Here is an 18,227-nt window from a genome sequence, read left to right on the forward strand (position 1 = left end):
CGCCGGAGCGGCTCGAGCTGCCTGACTGCACCGTCCCTGCATGCCGCCAGAAATCACGTAGTCACGACAGGGAATGATCGTATGACGTGTGGTTATCCGCTTGGACGCAGTCGTTCTTCCAGCCTACTCCGCAGACCGCTTCTCAACGTTGCGTTATCGCGAACCGTCCTGCTGCTGACAGCGCTGGCAGTGACCGGCACGGTGTCGGCCGTGTCGCCGGACCAGCAGTACAAGAACTCCCTGAGTGAAGCCAAGGCGGTCACGCCCTTCACCGAGTTTGGCGATCAGATCAGTTTGCGCGACGGCTCAACCAGCTTCCGCAACGTCGACATCGAAGTGCCAGGGAACGGCCCCACGATCCGGATCATCCGGACCACTGGCGTCCAGGACGGCCTTGGCCGCGAGTTCTCGTCCGGCAACCACATGTCGGCCTGGGAACTGGCCATTCCACGGATCAAGACGATCACCGCGAACGACAGTTCCTTTGATCGCGGCAGCACGATGGACCCCACCAGCCCCCTTGGCTGGCAGGTCAACGCGCCCGACAAGGACGCAAGGTGCACGCACTTCCGCGAGCCTGGCGACGTCACCTACGGGGGGCGCTCGGTGGAGTTCCTCGCCGCCGACTGGTGGGCGGGCTATCAGCTCGTCGACGACAACGGCGCCGACCACAAACTCCTGCAGCGCACGGCAGGAATGCCGTATCCGCAATACAAGATCGGGACCAGCGACAACTGGGTAGTGGATTGCCTTCCATCGACGGCGAACGGTGAACCTGGCGAGGCCTTCCTGGCCATTGCGCCTGACGGCACGAAGTACTGGTTCAACTACCTCAGCTACACCGGGTACGACGGCATGGCGAAGGCGTTTCCCGACATGCCGCCCAAGGGATACACGCTGGTCTTCACCCTGTTTCGCCGTGCCGCTTCGATGCTGGTCACGCGCGTGGAGGACCGCTTCGGCAACTGGCTGACGTACGGGTACGACGCCGGCAAGCTCACGACCATCACCGCCAGCGACGGTCGCCTGGTCACGTTGAATCACGGCGGTGCCGGCGGCATTTCGTCGATCACCGTCGGCACCGGTGCACTGGCCAGGACATGGAACTACACCTACGACGCCGAAGGGCTGGCCGAGGTCATCCTGCCGGATGGCGCCAAGTGGCGGTACGACGGCGAGTTCGGTATCGATTTCTTCTCGAGCTACTCGTTCTATGGTTGTGACCAGCTGAACCCGAACCCGCCGATCGGCATTCGCCAGGCCACGATCTACACACCTTCCGGTGCCAAAGCCACCTACAGTTTCGAAAAGAAGGTATTCGGTCGTTCTTACGTGCAGAAGCACTGCGAAGGATTCTCGATCTACGGGGAAACCGAGTACGCGGCCAATCCCAAGCTTTACACCGGCCTGGCGCTGACCACGAAATTCGTCAGCGGGCCCGGCCTCCCCGATCAGCAGTGGACCTACACCTACTCACCACCCAACGGAAGCTACGCGGAAGATTGCGCTTCCGGGTGCGCATCGCAGGTATGGACCGACGTCGTCGATCCCGGTTCGGAGCGTGTGCGCAGCTACTTCAGCAACCGTCCCGATCAGACGGAGAACAAACTGGTACGAGAAGAGTCGTATTCCGCGTCCGGCGTGCTGAAGCGATCGATCGACTACACCTACGCGACCGCCCAGTGGAACGGAGCCAATCCGTTTCCGTGGCCGCTGATGATCGGATGGACCGGTGAGAACCGGAACAATTTCGAAGCCGACGGTCGCTGGACGCCCATCACCAGCACGACAATCACCCAGGACGGAGCGACGTTCTCGCAGAACAACACATCCTTCGATGGATTCGCACGGGCCATCGATACCGTGCGTTCCAGCTCGCTGGGTTTCACGCGGTCCGAGCGCGTGGCGTACAGCGACAATCCCACGCGCTGGGTGATGGGCCAGGTGGCGTCGACGACGTGCATCGCGCCCGCCAGCTGCGCAGGCATGGTCATGTCGCAAACCGACTACGACGCCAGTTTCGCGCTGCCCCTCAGGACCTATTCGTTCGGGAAGCTCCAGCAGACGCTTGCTTACAACGCAGACGGAACGATCGATACGGTCAAGGATGGCAACGACCACGTCACCCGGCTGAGCAACTGGAAGCGCGGCATTCCGCAGACGGTCCAGTATCCGCCCACGCCCGAGGCGCCGGCGGGGGCCCTGCTGTCGGTGGAGGTCAACGACCTTGGCGAGGTCACCAGGGTGACCGACGAGAACGGCTTCGCGACGACTTACAGCTACGACCTGATGAGCCGCTTGGCGAGCATTTCGTATCCCGCCGGCGATGGGGTGGCCTGGAGCCCGACCACTCAGGTGTTCGAGGCCGTCCTTGACCCCGAGTACGGCCTGCCGGCCGGTCACTGGCGGCAGACGATCAGCACGGGCAATGCACGAAAGATGACGTACTACGACGCCCTGTGGCGTCCGGCACTGACCTGGGAGTACGACTACGCCGATGCGGCCGGAACCCAGCGGTTCCAGCGCTTCACGTACGACCACGATGGACGGGTGACGTTTGCTTCCTATCCTCACACTGCGAGCAGCCCCAGCACGGGAACGTGGACGGAGTACGACGCGCTGGGGCGCGTGACGTCGGTATCGCAGGATAGCGAGCAGGGCGTACTGAGCACCCGCACCGAATATCTGGCGGGCGCGCAGGTTCGCGTCACCAGCCCTCGGCAGTATTCGACGCTCTCGGGATTCCAGATGTTCGACAACCCGGTGTACGACAAGCCGGTCTGGATTCAGCACCCGGAAGGGGCTTTCACCGATATCGCACGCGATGTATTCGGCAAGCCCATGACGCTGACCCGTCGCAACGCCAACAGCACCGAGCGGGTGGACCGGCAGTACGTCTACCAGGCCGACCAGCTGCTGTGCAAATCGATCGAGCCTGAAACGGGAATCAGCATTTTCGGTTACGACGGAGCCGGGAACCTCGTGCGTTCCGCAGCCGGCCTCGGTGGCCTGACAAGCCTGCAGAGTTGCAACCAGCAGGAAGCCTGGGCCTCCGCCAGCGTGGTGAACCGTACGTACGATGCGCGCAATCGCTTGAAGACTCTGGTGTTTCCTGTGCCCCAGGGGGGTGGTGTCGGCAATGGCGACCAGGTCTGGAACTACACGCCGGATGGCCTGCCGCAATCGATCACCACACAGAACGACACGACGCAGGCAATCAACACGTACCAGTACAACAAGCGGCGCCTGCTGACCAGCGAGACGCTGGAGCAGCCGGGTCGTTACCAGTGGAGCATGGGGTACGGCTACGATGCCAACGGCAGCTTGGCCCTGTTGACTTATCCGGAGCTGTTCTCCGTTGATTACGCACCCGATGCATTGGGGCAGCCCACCAGGGCGGGGACCTATGCGACCAATGTCCGCTACTACCCCAACGGCGCCGTCAAGCAGTTCACCTACGGCAATGGCGTAGTCCATCTGATGACCCAGAACGACCGGCAGTTGCCGGGGCAGGTCACCGATGGTGCGGTCCTCAACAACGTCTACAGCTACGACAAGAACGGAAACGTCGCGCAGATCCTCGATGGCGTCGTCGCCAACACCGACCGGCAGATGGGCTATGACGGCCTCGACCGGTTGACTTCAACCAGTTCGCTGGCGTTCGGCGGTACCGGCCAGGCCCAGTTCACCTACGACACGCTGGACAACCTGAAATCGTCCCGGTTGCCGGGCGTGCGCGACAACATTTACTGGTATGACCTGAAGAACCGGCTCACCAGCATTCGAACCCCCACCGACGGCACGGTCGACGGCTTCGACTACGACGACCAGGGCAATCTCAAGGACAAGAGCGGCCAGCTGTTCAAGTTCGACTTCGGCAATCGCCTGCGTGAAGCAGTCGGCAAGGAAACCTATCGGTACGATGGCCATGGGCGGCGGATCCAGGCGACGGACCCGATCCTGGGCAATGCCGGCGATCTGCTGTCGTTCTATGGAAACGACGGCGTCCTTCGCTACCAGGATGACCAGCGACGCTCCACGCGCTTTCACTACGTCACGCTGGCCGGCAGCCTGGTGGCCAAGGTCAAGAGCGTGCTTGCTCCTGCGGCGCCCGTGCTGACTGCACCGTCGTACAGCCCGAGCGGTTCTTACAGCATCACCTGGACCCAGATCAGTGGTGCCACTCGATATGAGTTGCAGGAGTCGACCAACGGCGGCGCATGGCAGGGCGTGTACTCCAGTGCCGCCACCAGCTACGGGGTCAGCGGAAAGGCGGGAGGCAACTACGGCTACCAGATTCGTGCGTGCAACGCCGGCGCGTGCAGCGGTTGGAGCGGGCAGGCGAACGTGGCAGTCGAACTGCCGCCTTCGGTTTCTCCTTCCATCTCGGCCCCGGCCCAGGCACCCAATGGCAACTACACCGTCAGCTGGACCTCGGTCAGCGGACTCAGCCGGTATGTCCTGGAAGAGAACTCGAACGGTGCAGGCTGGAGCACGGTGCAGGACGGCGCTGGCTTGGCCAGGTCCTACTCCGGCAAGGCAGCAGGAAACCACGCGTATCGGGTCGCAGCATGCAACCCGGCCGGTTGCGGTCCGGCGTCGTCGACCGTCACGGTCGCCGTGTACTACGCACCTGCGAGCGCCCCGGGGATTTCTTCGCCCGGATCGAGCAGCAGTGGCAGCTACACGGTGACATGGACCAGCGTTGCCGGCGCCAACGCGTACCAGTTTGAAGAGAGCGCCAATGGCGGTGCCTGGACGCTGCTGCAGGACTCCTCGGCGACAAGCGCCGGAATCGGCGGCAGGGGGACAGGCAGCTACGCCTATCGCGTGCGTGGATGCAATGGCGCGGGTTGCGGACCTTATTCGGGCACGACCACCACGAGCGTGCTGTTGCCACCGTCTGGAGCGCCATCGATCAGCGTTCCTGGCAGCAGCGGCAACGGAAGCTACACCGTGAGCTGGTCAGGCGTGGGCGGCGCAAGCACCTACCAACTGGAAGAGCAGGTCAACGGAGGCGGCTGGACGCTGATCCTGAATGCCGCCCAGACCAGTCTCGGCATCGGCGGCAAGGGCGATGGCAGCTATGGCTATCGTGCCCGCGGCTGCAATGCGTCCGGCTGCGCGACGTGGAGCGGTACCGCCACGGTCGTTGTCAGCCTGCCGCCTCCGATACCGGCAATGCCCGCCTCGCTTGATGGATCGGTGGAGTACGACAATTCCGTGCGTCCGCCGGCCAAGGAAACCAATCTGTGGTGGCCCTCTGTTTCCGGAGCGACTTACTACGAGGTGGCGGTGGGTGCGAGCCCGGGCGCCCCTGTGTACAGCGGGCCGTACAACTCCTACACCGACTGGATCAAGCAGACCCGCAGCTTCTGGGTGCGTGCCTGCAACGCAGCCGGCTGCTCCGCGTGGAAGGGGCCGAAGACGCTATGAACAGGATGCTCATGATGCGTATGCGCAAGGTGCACGTCGCGGTACTTCCCGGTCTGTTGGCATCGGGCCTGGCATCGGGTGCGTTTGCACAGCAGATCACCACGGTCGAGTACATCCATACCGATGCGCTTGGTTCGCCGGTCGCCGTGACGGACTCAAACGGGACGGTGATAGAGCGCGCCGTCTACGAACCCTTCGGCCGGGTCGTCGGTGGGCCAACGAAGGATGGACCTGGTTTCGCAGGGCATGTACTTGATGCGTCTACCGGCCTCAATTACATGCAGCAGCGGTACTTCGACCCGGTCGTTGGGCGTTTCATGAGTGTTGACCCGGTTGCAGTGCGGCCCATCGGCGACAATTTCAATCGGTACTGGTATGCAAACAACAACCCTTACCGGTTCAAGGACCCGGACGGCAGAGATTGTGTCTCTGCCAATGGCAGAACGACGTGCACGATCAAAGGGGAGCATGGAAAGGGGCTACCCACTGTTTCGTTCCCGACGCCAGCCGGGTGGCCTGCCAAAATGAGCCAGGAGAACAACCCGATCACCCACCATTCCTACCGCCGACCCACCGACATCGGCGGCAAGTCTCCGGACAGTGTGCGTGCATCCGTAGTCAATGACCCCACGCCCAACAACAGCGACCGCCCCGCCTCGCCCACCGGAACGCCCAATGACGCGACGCCATCCTCAGGTGCTCGGGGCGTCGCCGCATCGTTTGCGAACAACGATGTGCTGAGTTACTCGGCGACCGATCAGAGTGGCAATGCGTGGGTTATCAATGTCACCATGGACTCGCACACACTATCCCCGGGGTACGTAATTCGCGGGGTGGTTGGCAATGAGCTCGTGAGTGCAGGCGAGGGTTTGGCCCTGAAACAGGCAATACCGGTGGTATCGGATGTGGCAATCAATGACGCGTGGCTCGAGCAGAATCAACAGAACATCGACAAGGCAAGATAGTTCATGCGAAGAATTGTCGTTGGCGGATTGATCATCGCGCTTCTTCTGCTTCCTTCATGGTTGCAGGCCATGACGTGGACGCCGATCAATTTCTGGGTCGCGTTGACCTCAATTCTGATATCGCTCCTGCTGGTATATCGTTCGCGCAGGTGGCGGTGGCCCAGTGCGCTTGTCACCGGTGTTCTCATCGCCGTGGCGCCGTATCCGAACTGGCTATGGGCGAGCAACGATAGAGGCTGGCATTTCCAACTGGGCTACAAATTGAAGCATTGGCCGGAATACGCCACGGAGTTTGTCATTTACTACCTGGTGGTCGTCGCGCTGCTCTTCGTCCTGTTCCGGGTGATGGAGAAGAGGGCTTTGCCGCAGGTTCAATGAGGCGTGCCGGGTTGATCACGACCGCCCAGTCGAAGAACGAATGTCGCGACGTTGACCACTACGACGCGCTGAATGGATTCCAGCAGGTTGCGCCCGATCCCGAGCCTGGCTTGTTCCGCGATTCGCATCGCCTTTGTACCTAGCCCGGAGGCGTGCTTTCCGGCTGCTCCGCAATCCGCGCCTGCGCCCTTGCCAGCCCCGCACCCGTCACCGCCCAGGCCAGTGCGATTGCCGCGCCGACCAGCGCGGCGATCGCCGGTTGCTGCGCCAGCATGTCGACGAAGGTCTTGGCCCAGCCGCTGACGGCATCCGCGCCGCGGTAGACCACCGAGTCGATGAAGCTCTTGGCCTTGTACTTGGCCTCGGTCGGGACGACGGTGAACAGCATTTCTCGGCCCGGCCGCACGAACGCGTACTCGCCGAAGCGGCGCACCACCATCACCACCGCCAGCACGGCGAAGGTCGGTGCCAGCGCCAGCCACAGGAAACCGAGCACGGTCACCATCGGCACCGCCACCAGCAGCACGCCCAGCCCCAGCCGTTGCACGAGGCGGCCGGTGAGGAACAACTGTGAGGCGATCGTCAGGCTCTGCACGATCACGTCGATCATGCCGAAGACCTGGGTCTGGTCGGCGCGATCGGGGAAGCGCAGCTCGACCAGGCGCGCCTGTTCGAAGTAGAGGAAAGTGCTGACACTCGCCAGCAGCAGCACGAACGCGGAGATGCCGAGCAGGTAAGGCGAGCGCATCACCGTGGTGATGCCGGAAAGCGGGCTTCCGCCGAGCGGTCGCGCGCGTGCGCCGGCGGTGAGTTCTTCACGCACCGGATGCGCATCGCGCCAGCGCTGCAGGCGACGGGCAGCGAAGATCGCGGCTACCAGCAATGTCGCCGCCAGCCACAACAATCCGGCGTGGCCGATCAGCTCCACCAGCGCGATGCCGAGCAACGGCCCGACCAGGCCACCCAGGCTCGCGCCGGAGGCCATCAGCGCGAAGATGCGCTTGGCCTGCGAGGTCGGGAACAGGTCCACGCACACGCTCCACACCACCGACACTGCGATCAGGTTGAACACCGAGATCCAGATGTAGAAGGTGCGCGCGATCCACAGGTTCTCCGGATCGAGCTGGAAGCACACCGCGAACAGCGCCAGGTTGGCGGCGAAGAAGCCGAAGGTCCACGGCAGGATGTGGCGCCGCTTCACTTTCGCCGCGATCCAGCCGAACAGCGGCATCACCGCCAGCGTGGCGACGAAGGTGCCGGTGAACAGCCACTGCAGGTTGTCGACGCCGCCGGCGACGCCCATCGTCTCGCGCACCGGCCGCAGCATGAAATAGCCGGCGAACAGCAGGAAGAAGACGAGGGCACCGGCCAGTACCGGCGGCGCCTCCTCTTCGGTCACGCCGAAGAGGGACGCGATCCCGTGCGACCAGTTCGCCATGGGCACCGGTCAGGCCAGCGCCGCGACGAGCGCGTCGCGCTGTTTTGCATCGAGCAGTTGGCCCGTGCCCGCCTTGAGGTTGTCGAGCTGGTGCCGGGCCTTGGACGTGGCGGGGATCACCACCGTCACCGCCGGCTGGCTGAGCACGTATTTCAGGATCAGCTGCGCCCAGGAATCGGCGCCGACTTCGGCCGCCCACGGCGGCAACGGCTTGTCGCGCATCTGCGAGATCAGGCGACCATCCTCGAAGGCGCGGTTGATCATCACCGCGATGCCCAGTTCCTGCGCCAGCGGAAATATCGTCTTCTCGGCGCCGCGCGACACCGGCGAATAGTTGATCTGCACCCAGTCCGGCTTGTGCTGGCGCATCTCGTCGGCGAGCTGGGCCTGGCCATCTTCGCGGTAATGGGTGAGGCCGACGTAGCGGGTCTTGCCCTGTTTCTTCAGTTCGCGCGCGAGCGCGATCTGCGCGGCGGTGTCGCGCAGGTTGTGGACCTGCAGCAGCTCGACCTTGTCGGTCTTGAGCCGCCGCAGCGAATCGTTGAACTGGGCCAGGCCTTCCTCGCGGCCGCTCACGCCCGACAGCTTGGTGGCAATGAACAGTTTCTGCCGCACCTTGGCGTCGGCGATCAGGTCGCCGAGGACGTCCTCGGCGGTGGAGTAGGTCGGTGCGGTGTCGATCAGCGATCCGCCGGCGCCGACGAAGGTGTCGAGCACTTCACGCAGCGGCGCACGGGCGGCGGCATCGGTACCGGTTTCGAAGCTGCCCGAGGTGCCCATGCCGATCACCGGGATCTTCTCTCCGGTGGCGGGAACCGCCCGAGTCAGCAGCGGGCCCTTGAAAGGCTTGGCGGGTGCAGGCGACGACGCGGCGGCGCTGGGGGCCGGTTCCTGGCTGCAGGCCACCAGCGGCGCCAGGGCGATGCCGGCGGCGGTCAGGGTGGCGGTGGAGATGAACTCGCGACGGTTGGCCATGGCGTGATCTCGTCCTGCGGGTGGAACGGGGATTGTGCCGTTGATACGGTCGATGCGGTGCGCGTGACAGTGCCGATGGGCATGGAGCGAGTGCCGGACGCGCCGGGCAGAGTTTGTCAGGCCCCCAGGCGCCGCAGCAGCGCCATCGCCGCTGCCGGGTTGCGCTCCTTGGCGGCGCTGATGAAATAGACGAACACGTCACGCTTCCTTTCGTCGGCATGTTGCGCCGCAAGATACGGAAGATCGGCCGGCTGCCCGCCTTGTGACCATTCGCGAGCACGTGCCGCCCAGCCGTCGAGTTCGTCGTCGGGATAGCCATCGGCGATCCCGCTGCGCGTCTGCATCAGGCGCGCGTAGACGAAGTCCGCCGTGATGTCGGCGAAGGACGGATGCTCGGACGAATCGGTGAAGACGCCGGCCATGTTGTGTTCGCGCAGCAGCGCCACGTAGTCGCGGTCGACGAAGGCGTGGTCGCGCACGTCGATCACGTGGCGCAGTCGCCGGCCTTCGGCTTGCGTGGGCAGCAGTGCCAGGAACTGCGCGAACGTCTCGTGCTGCAGCGGCGGTCCCTGGTCGAATTGCCAGACGATCGGGCCGAGCCGGTCGCCGAGCGAGGCGATGCCGCCGACGAAGTCCTCGATCTGCGGACCGGTCTTCGCCAGCGTCCGCGACTGCATGATCCGCATCGGTGCCTTGGCCGAGAACAGGAAGCCATCCGGCGTCTCCGATGCCCATTTGGCGTAGGTCGCCGGTTTCTGCGAGCCGTAGTAGGTGCCGTTGACCTCGATCGCACTGAGATGGCGGCTGGCGTACTCGAGCTCGCGGCGCTGGACCAGGCCTTTCGGATAGAAGTTGTTGCGCCAGGGCACGTAGGTCCAGCCGCCGACACCGACGCGGATGCCGTCGACCGGTTTCGGGGCGTTGCCGGATTCGTCCATCGCTCAGGCGACCGTGCTGCCGGGGGACATGGCGGGTTCCTCGCGTGGGAGACGGGAGGATAGCGCTTGGGCAGGGTCGGGGTTCGAAAGCCCCTCTCCCGCGTGCGGGAGAGGGGTTGGGGTGAGGGCTGACGCGCTTCGCGCGCCTGGATCCCCGCCTTCGCGGGGATGACGTTCTGACAAGGCCACGCGCGGAGCGCGTGGGTCAGAACGTCACTTGATTGGTTCGTCCAGCATCATTTCTCGGACGAACCGCACCGGCGGCGCGCCGTACGACAGCACCTGGTCGTGATAGGCCTTGGCGTTGAACTTGTCGCCGAGCTTGGCTTCCACCGCTTTGCGCATGTCGAAGTGCTCCTGTGCGCCGACGAAGTAGGTCGGCAGCTGCGCCGACGTCAGCTGTGCGCGCACCCACTTGCCGGACGCTTCACGCTCCTGCTGGAAGGCCTGCCTGGTCATCAGTTCCATCGCCTGCTCGCGGCTCCAGTTGTCCACGTGAACGCCCTGGTCGAGGATCGCGTTGGCAATCGTGCGCAGGTAGAACTTCAGCTGCACCAGGCGGAACAGCGGGTCGTTATCGAGGTAGCCGGCGTCGGCCATCATGTCCTCGGTGTAGACCGCCCAGCCTTCGGCGAACAGGCCCGAGCGGAGCACCGAACGCAGGGTCGAATGCGACTTGGCCGAATGCGCGCCTTCCAGGTAGTGGCCCGGCATCGCTTCGTGGATCGACAGCAGGTGGATCATGCGGCTGTTGTATTCGCGCAGGAACGAGTCGGCCTGCTTGGCGTCCCAGTCGTCCGGAATCGGCGAGATCGCGTAGTAGGTGTCCAGGCCCTTGTCGAGCGGACCGGGCGAATCGCAATAGGCCACCGCGACGCCGCGCTGGAACTCCGGCATCAGGATGATCTTGACCGGGTCGTTGGGCACGGTGACCAGATCATGCTTGCGGGTGAAGTCGGTGGCGTCGGCCAGCGTCTTCTTGGCGAAGTCGACCACTTCGTTGCGCGCCGGCTTGTCGGCATAGGCCAGTTCGAGTGCGGCCTCGATCGCCTTCTGCTGCTGGTCGGCGTTCGGGTTTTCCGGCATCTGCGGTGCGTTGGGCTTGTCCTTGAGCACGGACTGGGCGATGGCGTACATCTCGCCGCGCACGCGCTTGAGCTCGGACTCGGCGCGCTGCTTGATCTCCGCGCGCGACAGCGAGGAGTTCAGCGAGAACTGCAGCTTCTCGTCGTACAGGGTCTGGCCGATGCGGAAATCGCCCTTGGCATTGGGCACCAGGGTCTTGTCGAGCCAGGTCTGCTGCTCGGCGACGGCCTTGCGCAGGCCGGCGACGGCAGCGTCGAGCTGCTTGCGCTCCTCGCCCTTGAGCTGGTCGGCGTTCGGTGTGATGAAGGTATCGATCAGGCTGAGCACACCTGCGTTCTGCTTGGCGACGGTCTCGGCATGGATCGAAGGCACGCGTGCCGGGTCCAGGTTCTCGCGCATCTGCGCGAAGATGCCGGGGATCTTCTGCATGCGCGCAGTGGCCGACTTCAAGCGCTGCGGCATGGGCGCGAAGTCGCGCGCCATCAAGTTGTAGATCGCGCCACCGGCCAGGCCGCTGTACACCTGCGGATCCCAGGCCCAGCCCTGCAGCGTTTCCACTGCCCAGACGTCGCCGCGCAGCTGGTTGCGCAGGATCGCCGCGTCGATCTGGTTCTCGCGCGAGAGCTTGGCCGTGTCGATCGCGTCGAGCTCGGTCAGCAGCTTCTTGCTGAAGTCGACCAGCTTCTGCCGGCCGGTGGCGCTCAGGTCATCGACCTCGCTGTCGTAGTCGTGCTTGCCGATCTGGGTGGCGGAGATCGGATTGAGCTGCAGCCAGCCGTTGAGCCAGCGCTGCGAGAGCTCGGCGAAGCGGGCGTCGGTGGCGGCATCGGAGGCCGGTGCGGCAGGCGCCGTGGCGGCGGTGTCGGCCGGCGCCGGCGGGGTCTGCGGCTGGCAGGCGGCCAGGGTCGCGCTGAGCACGGCGACGGCGAGGAGGGTGGGGCGCAACGAACGCATGGCAGGTCTCGGGACAGGCGGCAGGCCGCGATCTCCACAGGATATCGCCAGCGGCGCGGGGCCCGCATGGGTCGTTGGTTGAGTCGGGCCGCCGCTCGCCTTGCCGAATCTGTCGCAAGCGCCCCGACGGGGGCTCAGGCGCCGGCGGCGATGCCCTCGGAGTGGGTGTAGACGTTGAGCTGCCCGCCGCGGGCGAAGGCCGCCAGGGTGATGCCGGCGGCATCGGCGGTGCGGATGGCCAGGTCGGTCGGGGCCGAGATCGCGACCACGAGGGCGATGCCTGCGGTCGCGGCCTTGTGCACGATCTCGTACGACGCGCGCGAAGTGATGACCAGGAAGCCGTCCCGCGCACGCAGCGGCGGCTCCTGCGCCGCCATGGCACCGACCAGCTTGTCGAGCGCGTTGTGGCGGCCGACGTCCTCGCGCACCAGCAGGCCGTCGCCATGGGCGAAACCTGCGGCATGCACGCCACCGCTGAGCAGGTTGAGCGGTTGCTGCTCGGCGAGTGCGGCCAGCGCGGCATGGATCGTCGCCGCACTGACGGGCGTCGGCGCGGTCACGCGCGGCACCGGACGCAGTGCCGCCTGCAGCGATTCGACCCCGCACAGCCCGCAGCCGCTGCGACCTTCGAGACCGCGCCGCCGGTCCTGCAGTGCATCGAAGCGCGCTTGCGGAATCGCCGCGTGCAGGGCGACGCCTTCGTCATGGCGCACGACATCGACCAGGCGGAACTCTGCGGCGCTGGCGACGATGCCTTCGCTCAGGGCAAAGCCGAGGGCGAAGTCCGGCAGCGATTCCGGCGTGGCCATCATCACCACGAACGGCTCGCCGTTGTAGAGCAACGCCACCGGCGCCTCGACGATGACGCGGTCGTCGTGCTGCGTGCGCGCGTCGCCGTGCAGGCGCAGCGCCTGCACATCGCTCAGCGGGCCGCTCACACGGTCCCGCACAGCTGCCGTCCGCGCGAAGTTAGCCACAACACGGTGCGATCGCCGTCCTCGCGCTGCTCGACCAGGTCCAGGCCGTCGAAGCGCGGGTCGCTGCCCAGTGCCGACAACAGCCGCTGCAGTTCGCTCAGACCCAGCCCCAGCCGCTTGGCGACGCGGTGGATCGATTGCCCGTCTTCCCGGGCGAGCAGCTGCAATAGCGCCAGCGCGGAATCCTCGCTCATGCCATCGCACTCCGGCCCAGCCGCACCGGGATCGACTTCGATGCCGGCGTGCGTGCGCGTTCGGCATGGTGGTCGAGCGGAACCAGTGCATTGGTCTCCGGGAAGTAACTGGCCAGGCAGCCTTCGGGGATGTCGTACTCGACCAGGCGGAAGCCGGTCACCGTGCGCTCGCCGTCGGACCACACCGAGGTGATGTCGACCAGGTCGCCGTCGTAGAAGCCCAGGCGGCGCAGGTCGGCGGCGTTGATGAAGCACGCCCGGCGCAGGCCGTGCACGCCGCGATAGCGATCGTCCAGGCCATAGACGGTGGTGTTGTACTGGTCGTGCGAGCGGACCGTCATGAGGGTGAACAGCTTGCCATCGGCGCCACCGCCCTTGTCATCGACGGTGTGCAACAACGGATGTGCATGGAACGTCGCCTTGCCGCTGGCGGTCGGGAACACCCGCTCGCGCCCCGGATGGTGCAGGTGGAATCCACCCGACGCGCGCACGCGCGAGTTGAAATCGGCGAAGCCGTCGATGACGCGGGCGATGCGATCGCGGATGCGGTCGTAGTCTTCCACCAGCCACAGCCAGGGCGTACGGCTTCGCGGCAGCGTGGCGGCGGCCAGGCGCGCGACGATTGCCGGTTCCGACAGCAGCTGGTCGGACGCGGGCGGGTTCATGCCCGACGACAGGTGCACCATGCTCATCGAGTCTTCCACCGTCACCGCCTGCGGGCCGGACGCCTGCAGGTCGATCTCGGTGCGCCCCAGGCACGGCAGGATCAGTGCCTGGCGCCCGTGCACCAGGTGCGAGCGGTTGAGTTTGGTGCTGACGTGCACGGTGAGCTGGCAGCGGCGCAGCGCCTCGATCACGCGTGCGCTGTCGGGCGTGGCCGCGGCGAAGTTGCCGCCCATCGCGAAGAACACGCTGGCGCGGCCGTCGTGCATCGCTTCGATCGCGGCGATGGTGTCGTGGCCGTGCGCGCGTGGCGGCTGGAAATCGAACTCGGCGCCGAGGCGGTCGAGGAATGCCGGCGAGGGCTGCTCGTAGATGCCCATCGTGCGGTCGCCCTGCACGTTGGAATGGCCGCGCACCGGGCACGGCCCCGCACCCGGCCGGCCGATGTTGCCGCGCAACAGCAGCAGGTTGGCCAGCATCTGGATCGTGGCGACGCTGCGCGCATGCTGGGTGATGCCCATGCCCCAGCACAGGATCGTCGCCGGGCTGTCGATGTAGGTCTGCGCGGCGTGTTCGAGCTCGCCGCGGGTCAGCCCCGACTCGCGTTCCAGCGCGTCCCAGCCGGTTGCGCGCAACGATGCTGCGAAGTGCTCGAAGCCGCTGGTGTGCGCGGCGATGAAGTCGGCATCGACTGCGCCACGCTCGACCACGACCTTGGCCAGTGCCGTCGCCACCGCGAGGTCACCGCCGATGCGCGGCTGGTAGTACTCCGAGGCGATGCGCGTGCCGCTGCCGCCGAGCATGTCGGACGGCGACTGCGGGTTGGCGAATCGTTCCAGCCCGCGCTCGCGCAGCGGGTTGAACACGACGATGCGGCAGCCGCGGCGCGCGGCCGTGCGCAGCTCGCCGAGCATGCGCGGATGGTTGGTGCCGGGGTTCTGGCCGAAGATGAAGATCGCGTCGCTCTGCTCGAAGTCCTCGAGCGTGACCGAGCCCTTGCCGCTGCCGAGCTGTTCGGTCAGCGCCACGCCCGAGGCCTCGTGGCACATGTTCGAGCAGTCGGGCAGGTTGTTGGTGCCGTACTCGCGCACGAACAGCTGGTAGAGGAACGCGGCCTCGTTGGATGTGCGGCCGGAGGTGTAGAAGATGGCTTCGTCGGGAGAGGGCAGGGCGTTGAGCGAATCGGCGACCATCGCGAACGCATCGTCCCAGCCGATCGGGCGGTAGTGGTCGCTGCTCGCGTCGTAGGCCATCGGTTGGGTCAGGCGGCCCTGCGCTTCGAGCAGGCGGTCCTCCCACTGCGCCAGCTCGCTGACGCTGTTGTCGGCGAAGAACTCGCGCGTCACCCGCTTCGACGTCGCCTCGTTGGCAACCGCCTTGACCCCGTTCTCGCAGAACTCGAACGTCGAATGCACGTTGCGGTCCGGCCAGGCGCAACCCGGGCAGTCGAAGCCGCGCGGCTGGTTGGCGCGCAGCAGGGTATTGGCGCCCTTGACCAGCACTTGCTGCTCGCGCAAGGCGTGCCAGGAGCTCTTCAGTGCGTCCCAGCCACCGGCGGGCTTGTCGTAAGGGTCGATGGGCTTGTTGTCGGACATGGCGTGGTTGCGTGCGTCGAATTCGTCGGCCTGTGCCGCCTGCGCAGATCATAGGCCTGTTGGCGTGTGCGCGACTTGCTGCCGGTCAGGCTTCGGTGCGCCTGAAAAGCGTGGCATAGTCGCGCCCGAAGCAATCCGGGGAGTCGACGATGCGTGGTTCCGACAAGCGTCCAGGTAGGGCAATCGTGTTGCTGCTGGCGCTGTGCATGGCCACGCCGGTGTTCGCTGCAGCGTGCCCGCCGGGCGACTGGACCGTGGAGAAACTCGACGCGCTGAAGCAGTCGCAGTTCGCGGTTGCCGATGCCGGTGAGCGCGCCACGCTGGCCATGGGCCTGCTGGAGTGCCTGGGCGAAACCGATCCGCAGCTGCGCGACGGCATTGCCTACGAGGGACTGTCGGCGTGGATGCGCAAGGGTGAACTGGCGCCGGAGACGCTGCGGCCGATGCGCGAACGCCTGTACGCGATGCTTGCCGAGCCCGATCCCGACGGTGTGCGCTGGCCGTTCGCGGCGCTGGTGCTGGCCGAGGTCGCGCGCACCGATCGCACCACGCCATGGATGACGCCGGCGGAGCGGGCGACGATGGTGGTGCGGGCGGCGGCGTACTTCGAGTCGGTGCGTGACTACCGCGGCTTCGAGGCCGATGTCGGCTGGCGCCACGGCATTGCACACGGCGCCGACTGGCTCGGGCAGCTGAGCCTGAATCCGGCCCTGGACGGGCCGCAGTTGAACCGCATCGTCGATGCGGTGGCGGTGCAGGTGGTTCCCGCCAGCGCGAATGCGTACGTGTTCGGCGAGCCCCAGCGGATGGCGGCGCCGGTGTTGTATGCGGCGCAGCGCGGTATCCGCGACGAGGCGGCGTGGTCGGCCTGGTTCAAGGCGTTCGTGCCGCGAATCGGCGAGCCGGCGCTGGCATGGCGCGACAGCGCGTGGCTGGCACGTCGGCACGATCTGAATGCGTTCCTGGAGGCGGTCTATGTCGAGGCCGACCTGTCCGGGGACAAGCGCGTGAAGGCGCTGCTGCCCGGCGTGGCCGCCACCCTCAAGGCGCTGCCCTGACGGACGCGCGCTGGCAGTAGTGCAGGGAGGCTAGTCCTCCTCGGTGTCGAACTCCACCAGCACGTCCAGGTCGAAGGCGAGCGCTTCGACGGCATCGCGCACGCGCGCGGCCGTCGCCAGGTTGGGCGCCTCGATCTCCAGCGCGTGTTGCCCAGGGCCCTGGTCATCGATGAGGCCGGCGGAACTCGAATCGTCGTCGTCCAGGTGCGACATCAGGTCGTCGACCTCCTCGATGTGCTCGATGCCATCCAGGCTGGTGAGGAGGTTGCTGATGGCGCGGACACTGTCGTCGCTGCCGGTCACTCGAAGACGCATCAAGGGCATGGCACGGGCCTTCCGGAAGGGGCATTAGGAGGCTATTGAGCGGCGGGATAAGACGGCGTGATGGTGCGCCCGGCTGCAGCGCGACGCAGGGAGTTTCCGCCGCGTAGGCGTATTGATCGACGAGTTCTTCAGTGACGGCAGGCAGCTGCGAACAAAACCGTAGCCCCGTAGCCCGGGTAAGCAAAGCGCACCCGGGATAGCCCGCCCCCCGGATGCGCCTGTAGCCTGACTATCGGATCAGCGCTTGGTCTTCGGCTTCGCCTTCGACTTTGCTGCCGGCGCCGCCTTCACCGGCTTCGGCGGCGGTGCCCGCGTCGGCAGCGGCACGTTGCACAGGTCGATGTGACCGGCCATGTGCTTGTACCACTCGTCGCGACGGTTGCGCCGCGACTCGACCAGGTCGGTGAACAGCGGCGTGTCGGTACGCAGTACCTCGATCGCGACGCGGTCCTTCTTCGGCACATCGGCCGCCAGGCGCACCGAGCGGATCGGCGTGCGCTGCGAAGGCTGCTCGTAGAAGCCCAGCGGACCGGTACCGCGCGGCAGCACCGACAGCAGCTCGATGCCCTTGATCACGCGGCCGACGAGGGTGATGTTGCGATCGAGCTGGCGCGGCGACTGGCCGGTGACGACATACAGCTCGGTCGCGTTGCTCGAATCGGCGGCGACATCGCGGCCGGCACCGACGGCGCCATAGCAGTGCGCCATCCAGGCGGTATTGGTGGCCGGATCGCGACCGGCCGGGAAGCCGTTGGAAAATCCGACCTGCGGCGCCCAGCCATCGGCATCGGGCAGCCGGTCGAAGGGCAGGCCATCGGACTTGCGTGCGAACTCCGCCGGCAACTGCGCCTTGGTGCCGCGACCCATCGGCTTGCGGTCCTTGTCTTCCTCGGCCGGGTCACCCCACTGCACGACGAAGTTGTCCTGCGAACGGTTGATGCTCATGCCGTTCCAGTAGCCGTTCTTGGCCAGCGCGCGGATGTTGCCGACGTGCGCGGGGGCAAAGGCCGGCGCCAGTTCGATCACGACCCGGCCGCTGTCGAGATCCATGTACAGCGTGTTCTTCGGATCGGGCACGCGCCAGTCCGACGGCGCGGATGCATCGAGGATGTCCTGCATCGAGCGGGGCTTGGGCGCGGCGGCGGCCGGTTCGGGTTCGGCGGCACCCGCCGCGGAGACCGACAGCAGCAGCGCCGAGGAGAGCAGGGCGAACGACCAATTGCGTGCCCTGGACAGGCGCGGTTGC

Annotated in this window: 13 protein-coding genes; 4 read left to right on the forward strand and 9 right to left on the reverse strand. The window is 66.0% G+C overall.

Annotated features, from left to right (window positions below; all coding sequences use genetic code 11):
- Positions 1-189 precede the first annotated feature (189 nt).
- Genes MNR01_RS16365 through MNR01_RS16375 form a run of 3 tightly spaced genes read left to right on the forward strand, consistent with a single transcriptional unit; the run spans position 190 to position 6,779 of the window.
- Positions 190-5,436: an RHS repeat protein gene (locus tag MNR01_RS16365; protein WP_241918775.1), complete on the forward strand. Its 5,247-nt coding sequence runs from the start codon at positions 190-192 to the stop codon at positions 5,434-5,436.
- A gap of 14 nt (positions 5,437-5,450) precedes the next feature.
- Complete coding sequence (locus MNR01_RS16370) at positions 5,451-6,401, forward strand: RHS repeat-associated core domain-containing protein (protein ID WP_241918776.1); 951 nt, start codon at positions 5,451-5,453, stop codon at positions 6,399-6,401.
- Positions 6,402-6,404: 3 nt separating this feature from the next.
- Positions 6,405-6,779, forward strand: a complete 375-nt coding sequence (locus tag MNR01_RS16375) for a hypothetical protein (protein ID WP_241918777.1) — start codon at positions 6,405-6,407, stop codon at positions 6,777-6,779.
- Between the two features lie 139 nt (positions 6,780-6,918).
- Here the strand turns inward: MNR01_RS16375 and MNR01_RS16380 are convergent, their stop codons facing one another.
- From MNR01_RS16380 to MNR01_RS16410, 7 genes are all read right to left on the reverse strand, one after another.
- On the reverse strand, positions 6,919-8,217 hold the full coding sequence (locus MNR01_RS16380; protein ID WP_241918778.1) for an MFS transporter: 1,299 nt from the start codon (positions 8,215-8,217) through the stop codon (positions 6,919-6,921).
- Between the two features lie 9 nt (positions 8,218-8,226).
- Positions 8,227-9,192, reverse strand: a complete 966-nt coding sequence (locus MNR01_RS16385; protein ID WP_241918779.1) for an aldo/keto reductase — start codon at positions 9,190-9,192, stop codon at positions 8,227-8,229.
- 116 nt (positions 9,193-9,308) lie between these two features.
- Positions 9,309-10,130 (reverse strand): DUF72 domain-containing protein, encoded by an 822-nt coding sequence (locus MNR01_RS16390; RefSeq protein ID WP_241918780.1) that lies wholly within the window; start codon positions 10,128-10,130, stop codon positions 9,309-9,311.
- A gap of 213 nt (positions 10,131-10,343) precedes the next feature.
- Positions 10,344-12,161: a DUF885 domain-containing protein gene (locus tag MNR01_RS16395; RefSeq protein WP_241920660.1), complete on the reverse strand. Its 1,818-nt coding sequence runs from the start codon at positions 12,159-12,161 to the stop codon at positions 10,344-10,346.
- Between the two features lie 143 nt (positions 12,162-12,304).
- Positions 12,305-13,108, reverse strand: coding sequence for a formate dehydrogenase accessory sulfurtransferase FdhD (gene fdhD, locus MNR01_RS16400; protein ID WP_241918781.1), 804 nt, complete (start codon positions 13,106-13,108; stop codon positions 12,305-12,307).
- Positions 13,105-13,341 carry a helix-turn-helix domain-containing protein gene (locus MNR01_RS16405; protein ID WP_241918782.1) on the reverse strand — a complete coding sequence of 79 codons (237 nt, stop codon included), beginning with the start codon at positions 13,339-13,341 and terminating at the stop codon, positions 13,105-13,107. The genes fdhD and MNR01_RS16405 overlap by 4 nt, the downstream gene beginning before the upstream one ends.
- Positions 13,338-15,599, reverse strand: a complete 2,262-nt coding sequence (locus MNR01_RS16410) for an FdhF/YdeP family oxidoreductase (protein ID WP_241918783.1) — start codon at positions 15,597-15,599, stop codon at positions 13,338-13,340. Before MNR01_RS16410 ends, MNR01_RS16405 begins: the two co-directional genes overlap by 4 nt.
- 149 nt (positions 15,600-15,748) lie before the next feature.
- Here MNR01_RS16410 and MNR01_RS16415 point away from each other — a divergent pair, with 149 nt between their 5' ends.
- The gene (locus MNR01_RS16415) at positions 15,749-16,657 is read left to right on the forward strand and encodes a DUF2785 domain-containing protein (RefSeq protein WP_241918784.1); all 909 of its coding nucleotides are present in this window, start codon (positions 15,749-15,751) and stop codon (positions 16,655-16,657) included.
- A 30-nt stretch (positions 16,658-16,687) separates the two neighbouring features.
- Here the strand turns inward: MNR01_RS16415 and MNR01_RS16420 are convergent, their stop codons facing one another.
- Both MNR01_RS16420 and MNR01_RS16425 read right to left on the reverse strand, forming a co-directional pair.
- Complete coding sequence (locus tag MNR01_RS16420; protein ID WP_241918785.1) at positions 16,688-16,981, reverse strand: hypothetical protein; 294 nt, start codon at positions 16,979-16,981, stop codon at positions 16,688-16,690.
- Positions 16,982-17,218: 237 nt separating this feature from the next.
- Positions 17,219-18,100 (reverse strand): peptidylprolyl isomerase, encoded by an 882-nt coding sequence (locus MNR01_RS16425; RefSeq protein WP_241920661.1) that lies wholly within the window; start codon positions 18,098-18,100, stop codon positions 17,219-17,221.
- Between the last annotated feature and the right edge of the window lie 127 nt (positions 18,101-18,227).

This window comes from Lysobacter sp. S4-A87 (genome assembly GCF_022637455.1).
Classification (GTDB): domain Bacteria; phylum Pseudomonadota; class Gammaproteobacteria; order Xanthomonadales; family Xanthomonadaceae; genus Lysobacter_J.

Coding starts and splice junctions, on each gene's coding strand:
- MNR01_RS16420 (WP_241918785.1), bottom strand. CDS start 16,981: ATGCCCTTGATGCGTCTTCGAGTGACCGGCAGCGACGACAGTGTCCGC.
- MNR01_RS16425 (WP_241920661.1), bottom strand. CDS start 18,100: ATGCAGGACATCCTCGATGCATCCGCGCCGTCGGACTGGCGCGTGCCC.
- MNR01_RS16380 (WP_241918778.1), bottom strand. CDS start 8,217: ATGGCGAACTGGTCGCACGGGATCGCGTCCCTCTTCGGCGTGACCGAA.
- MNR01_RS16370 (WP_241918776.1), top strand. CDS start 5,451: ATGCGTATGCGCAAGGTGCACGTCGCGGTACTTCCCGGTCTGTTGGCA.
- MNR01_RS16390 (WP_241918780.1), bottom strand. CDS start 10,130: ATGGACGAATCCGGCAACGCCCCGAAACCGGTCGACGGCATCCGCGTC.
- MNR01_RS16415 (WP_241918784.1), top strand. CDS start 15,749: ATGCGTGGTTCCGACAAGCGTCCAGGTAGGGCAATCGTGTTGCTGCTG.
- MNR01_RS16410 (WP_241918783.1), bottom strand. CDS start 15,599: ATGTCCGACAACAAGCCCATCGACCCTTACGACAAGCCCGCCGGTGGC.
- MNR01_RS16405 (WP_241918782.1), bottom strand. CDS start 13,341: ATGAGCGAGGATTCCGCGCTGGCGCTATTGCAGCTGCTCGCCCGGGAA.
- MNR01_RS16375 (WP_241918777.1), top strand. CDS start 6,405: ATGCGAAGAATTGTCGTTGGCGGATTGATCATCGCGCTTCTTCTGCTT.
- MNR01_RS16385 (WP_241918779.1), bottom strand. CDS start 9,192: ATGGCCAACCGTCGCGAGTTCATCTCCACCGCCACCCTGACCGCCGCC.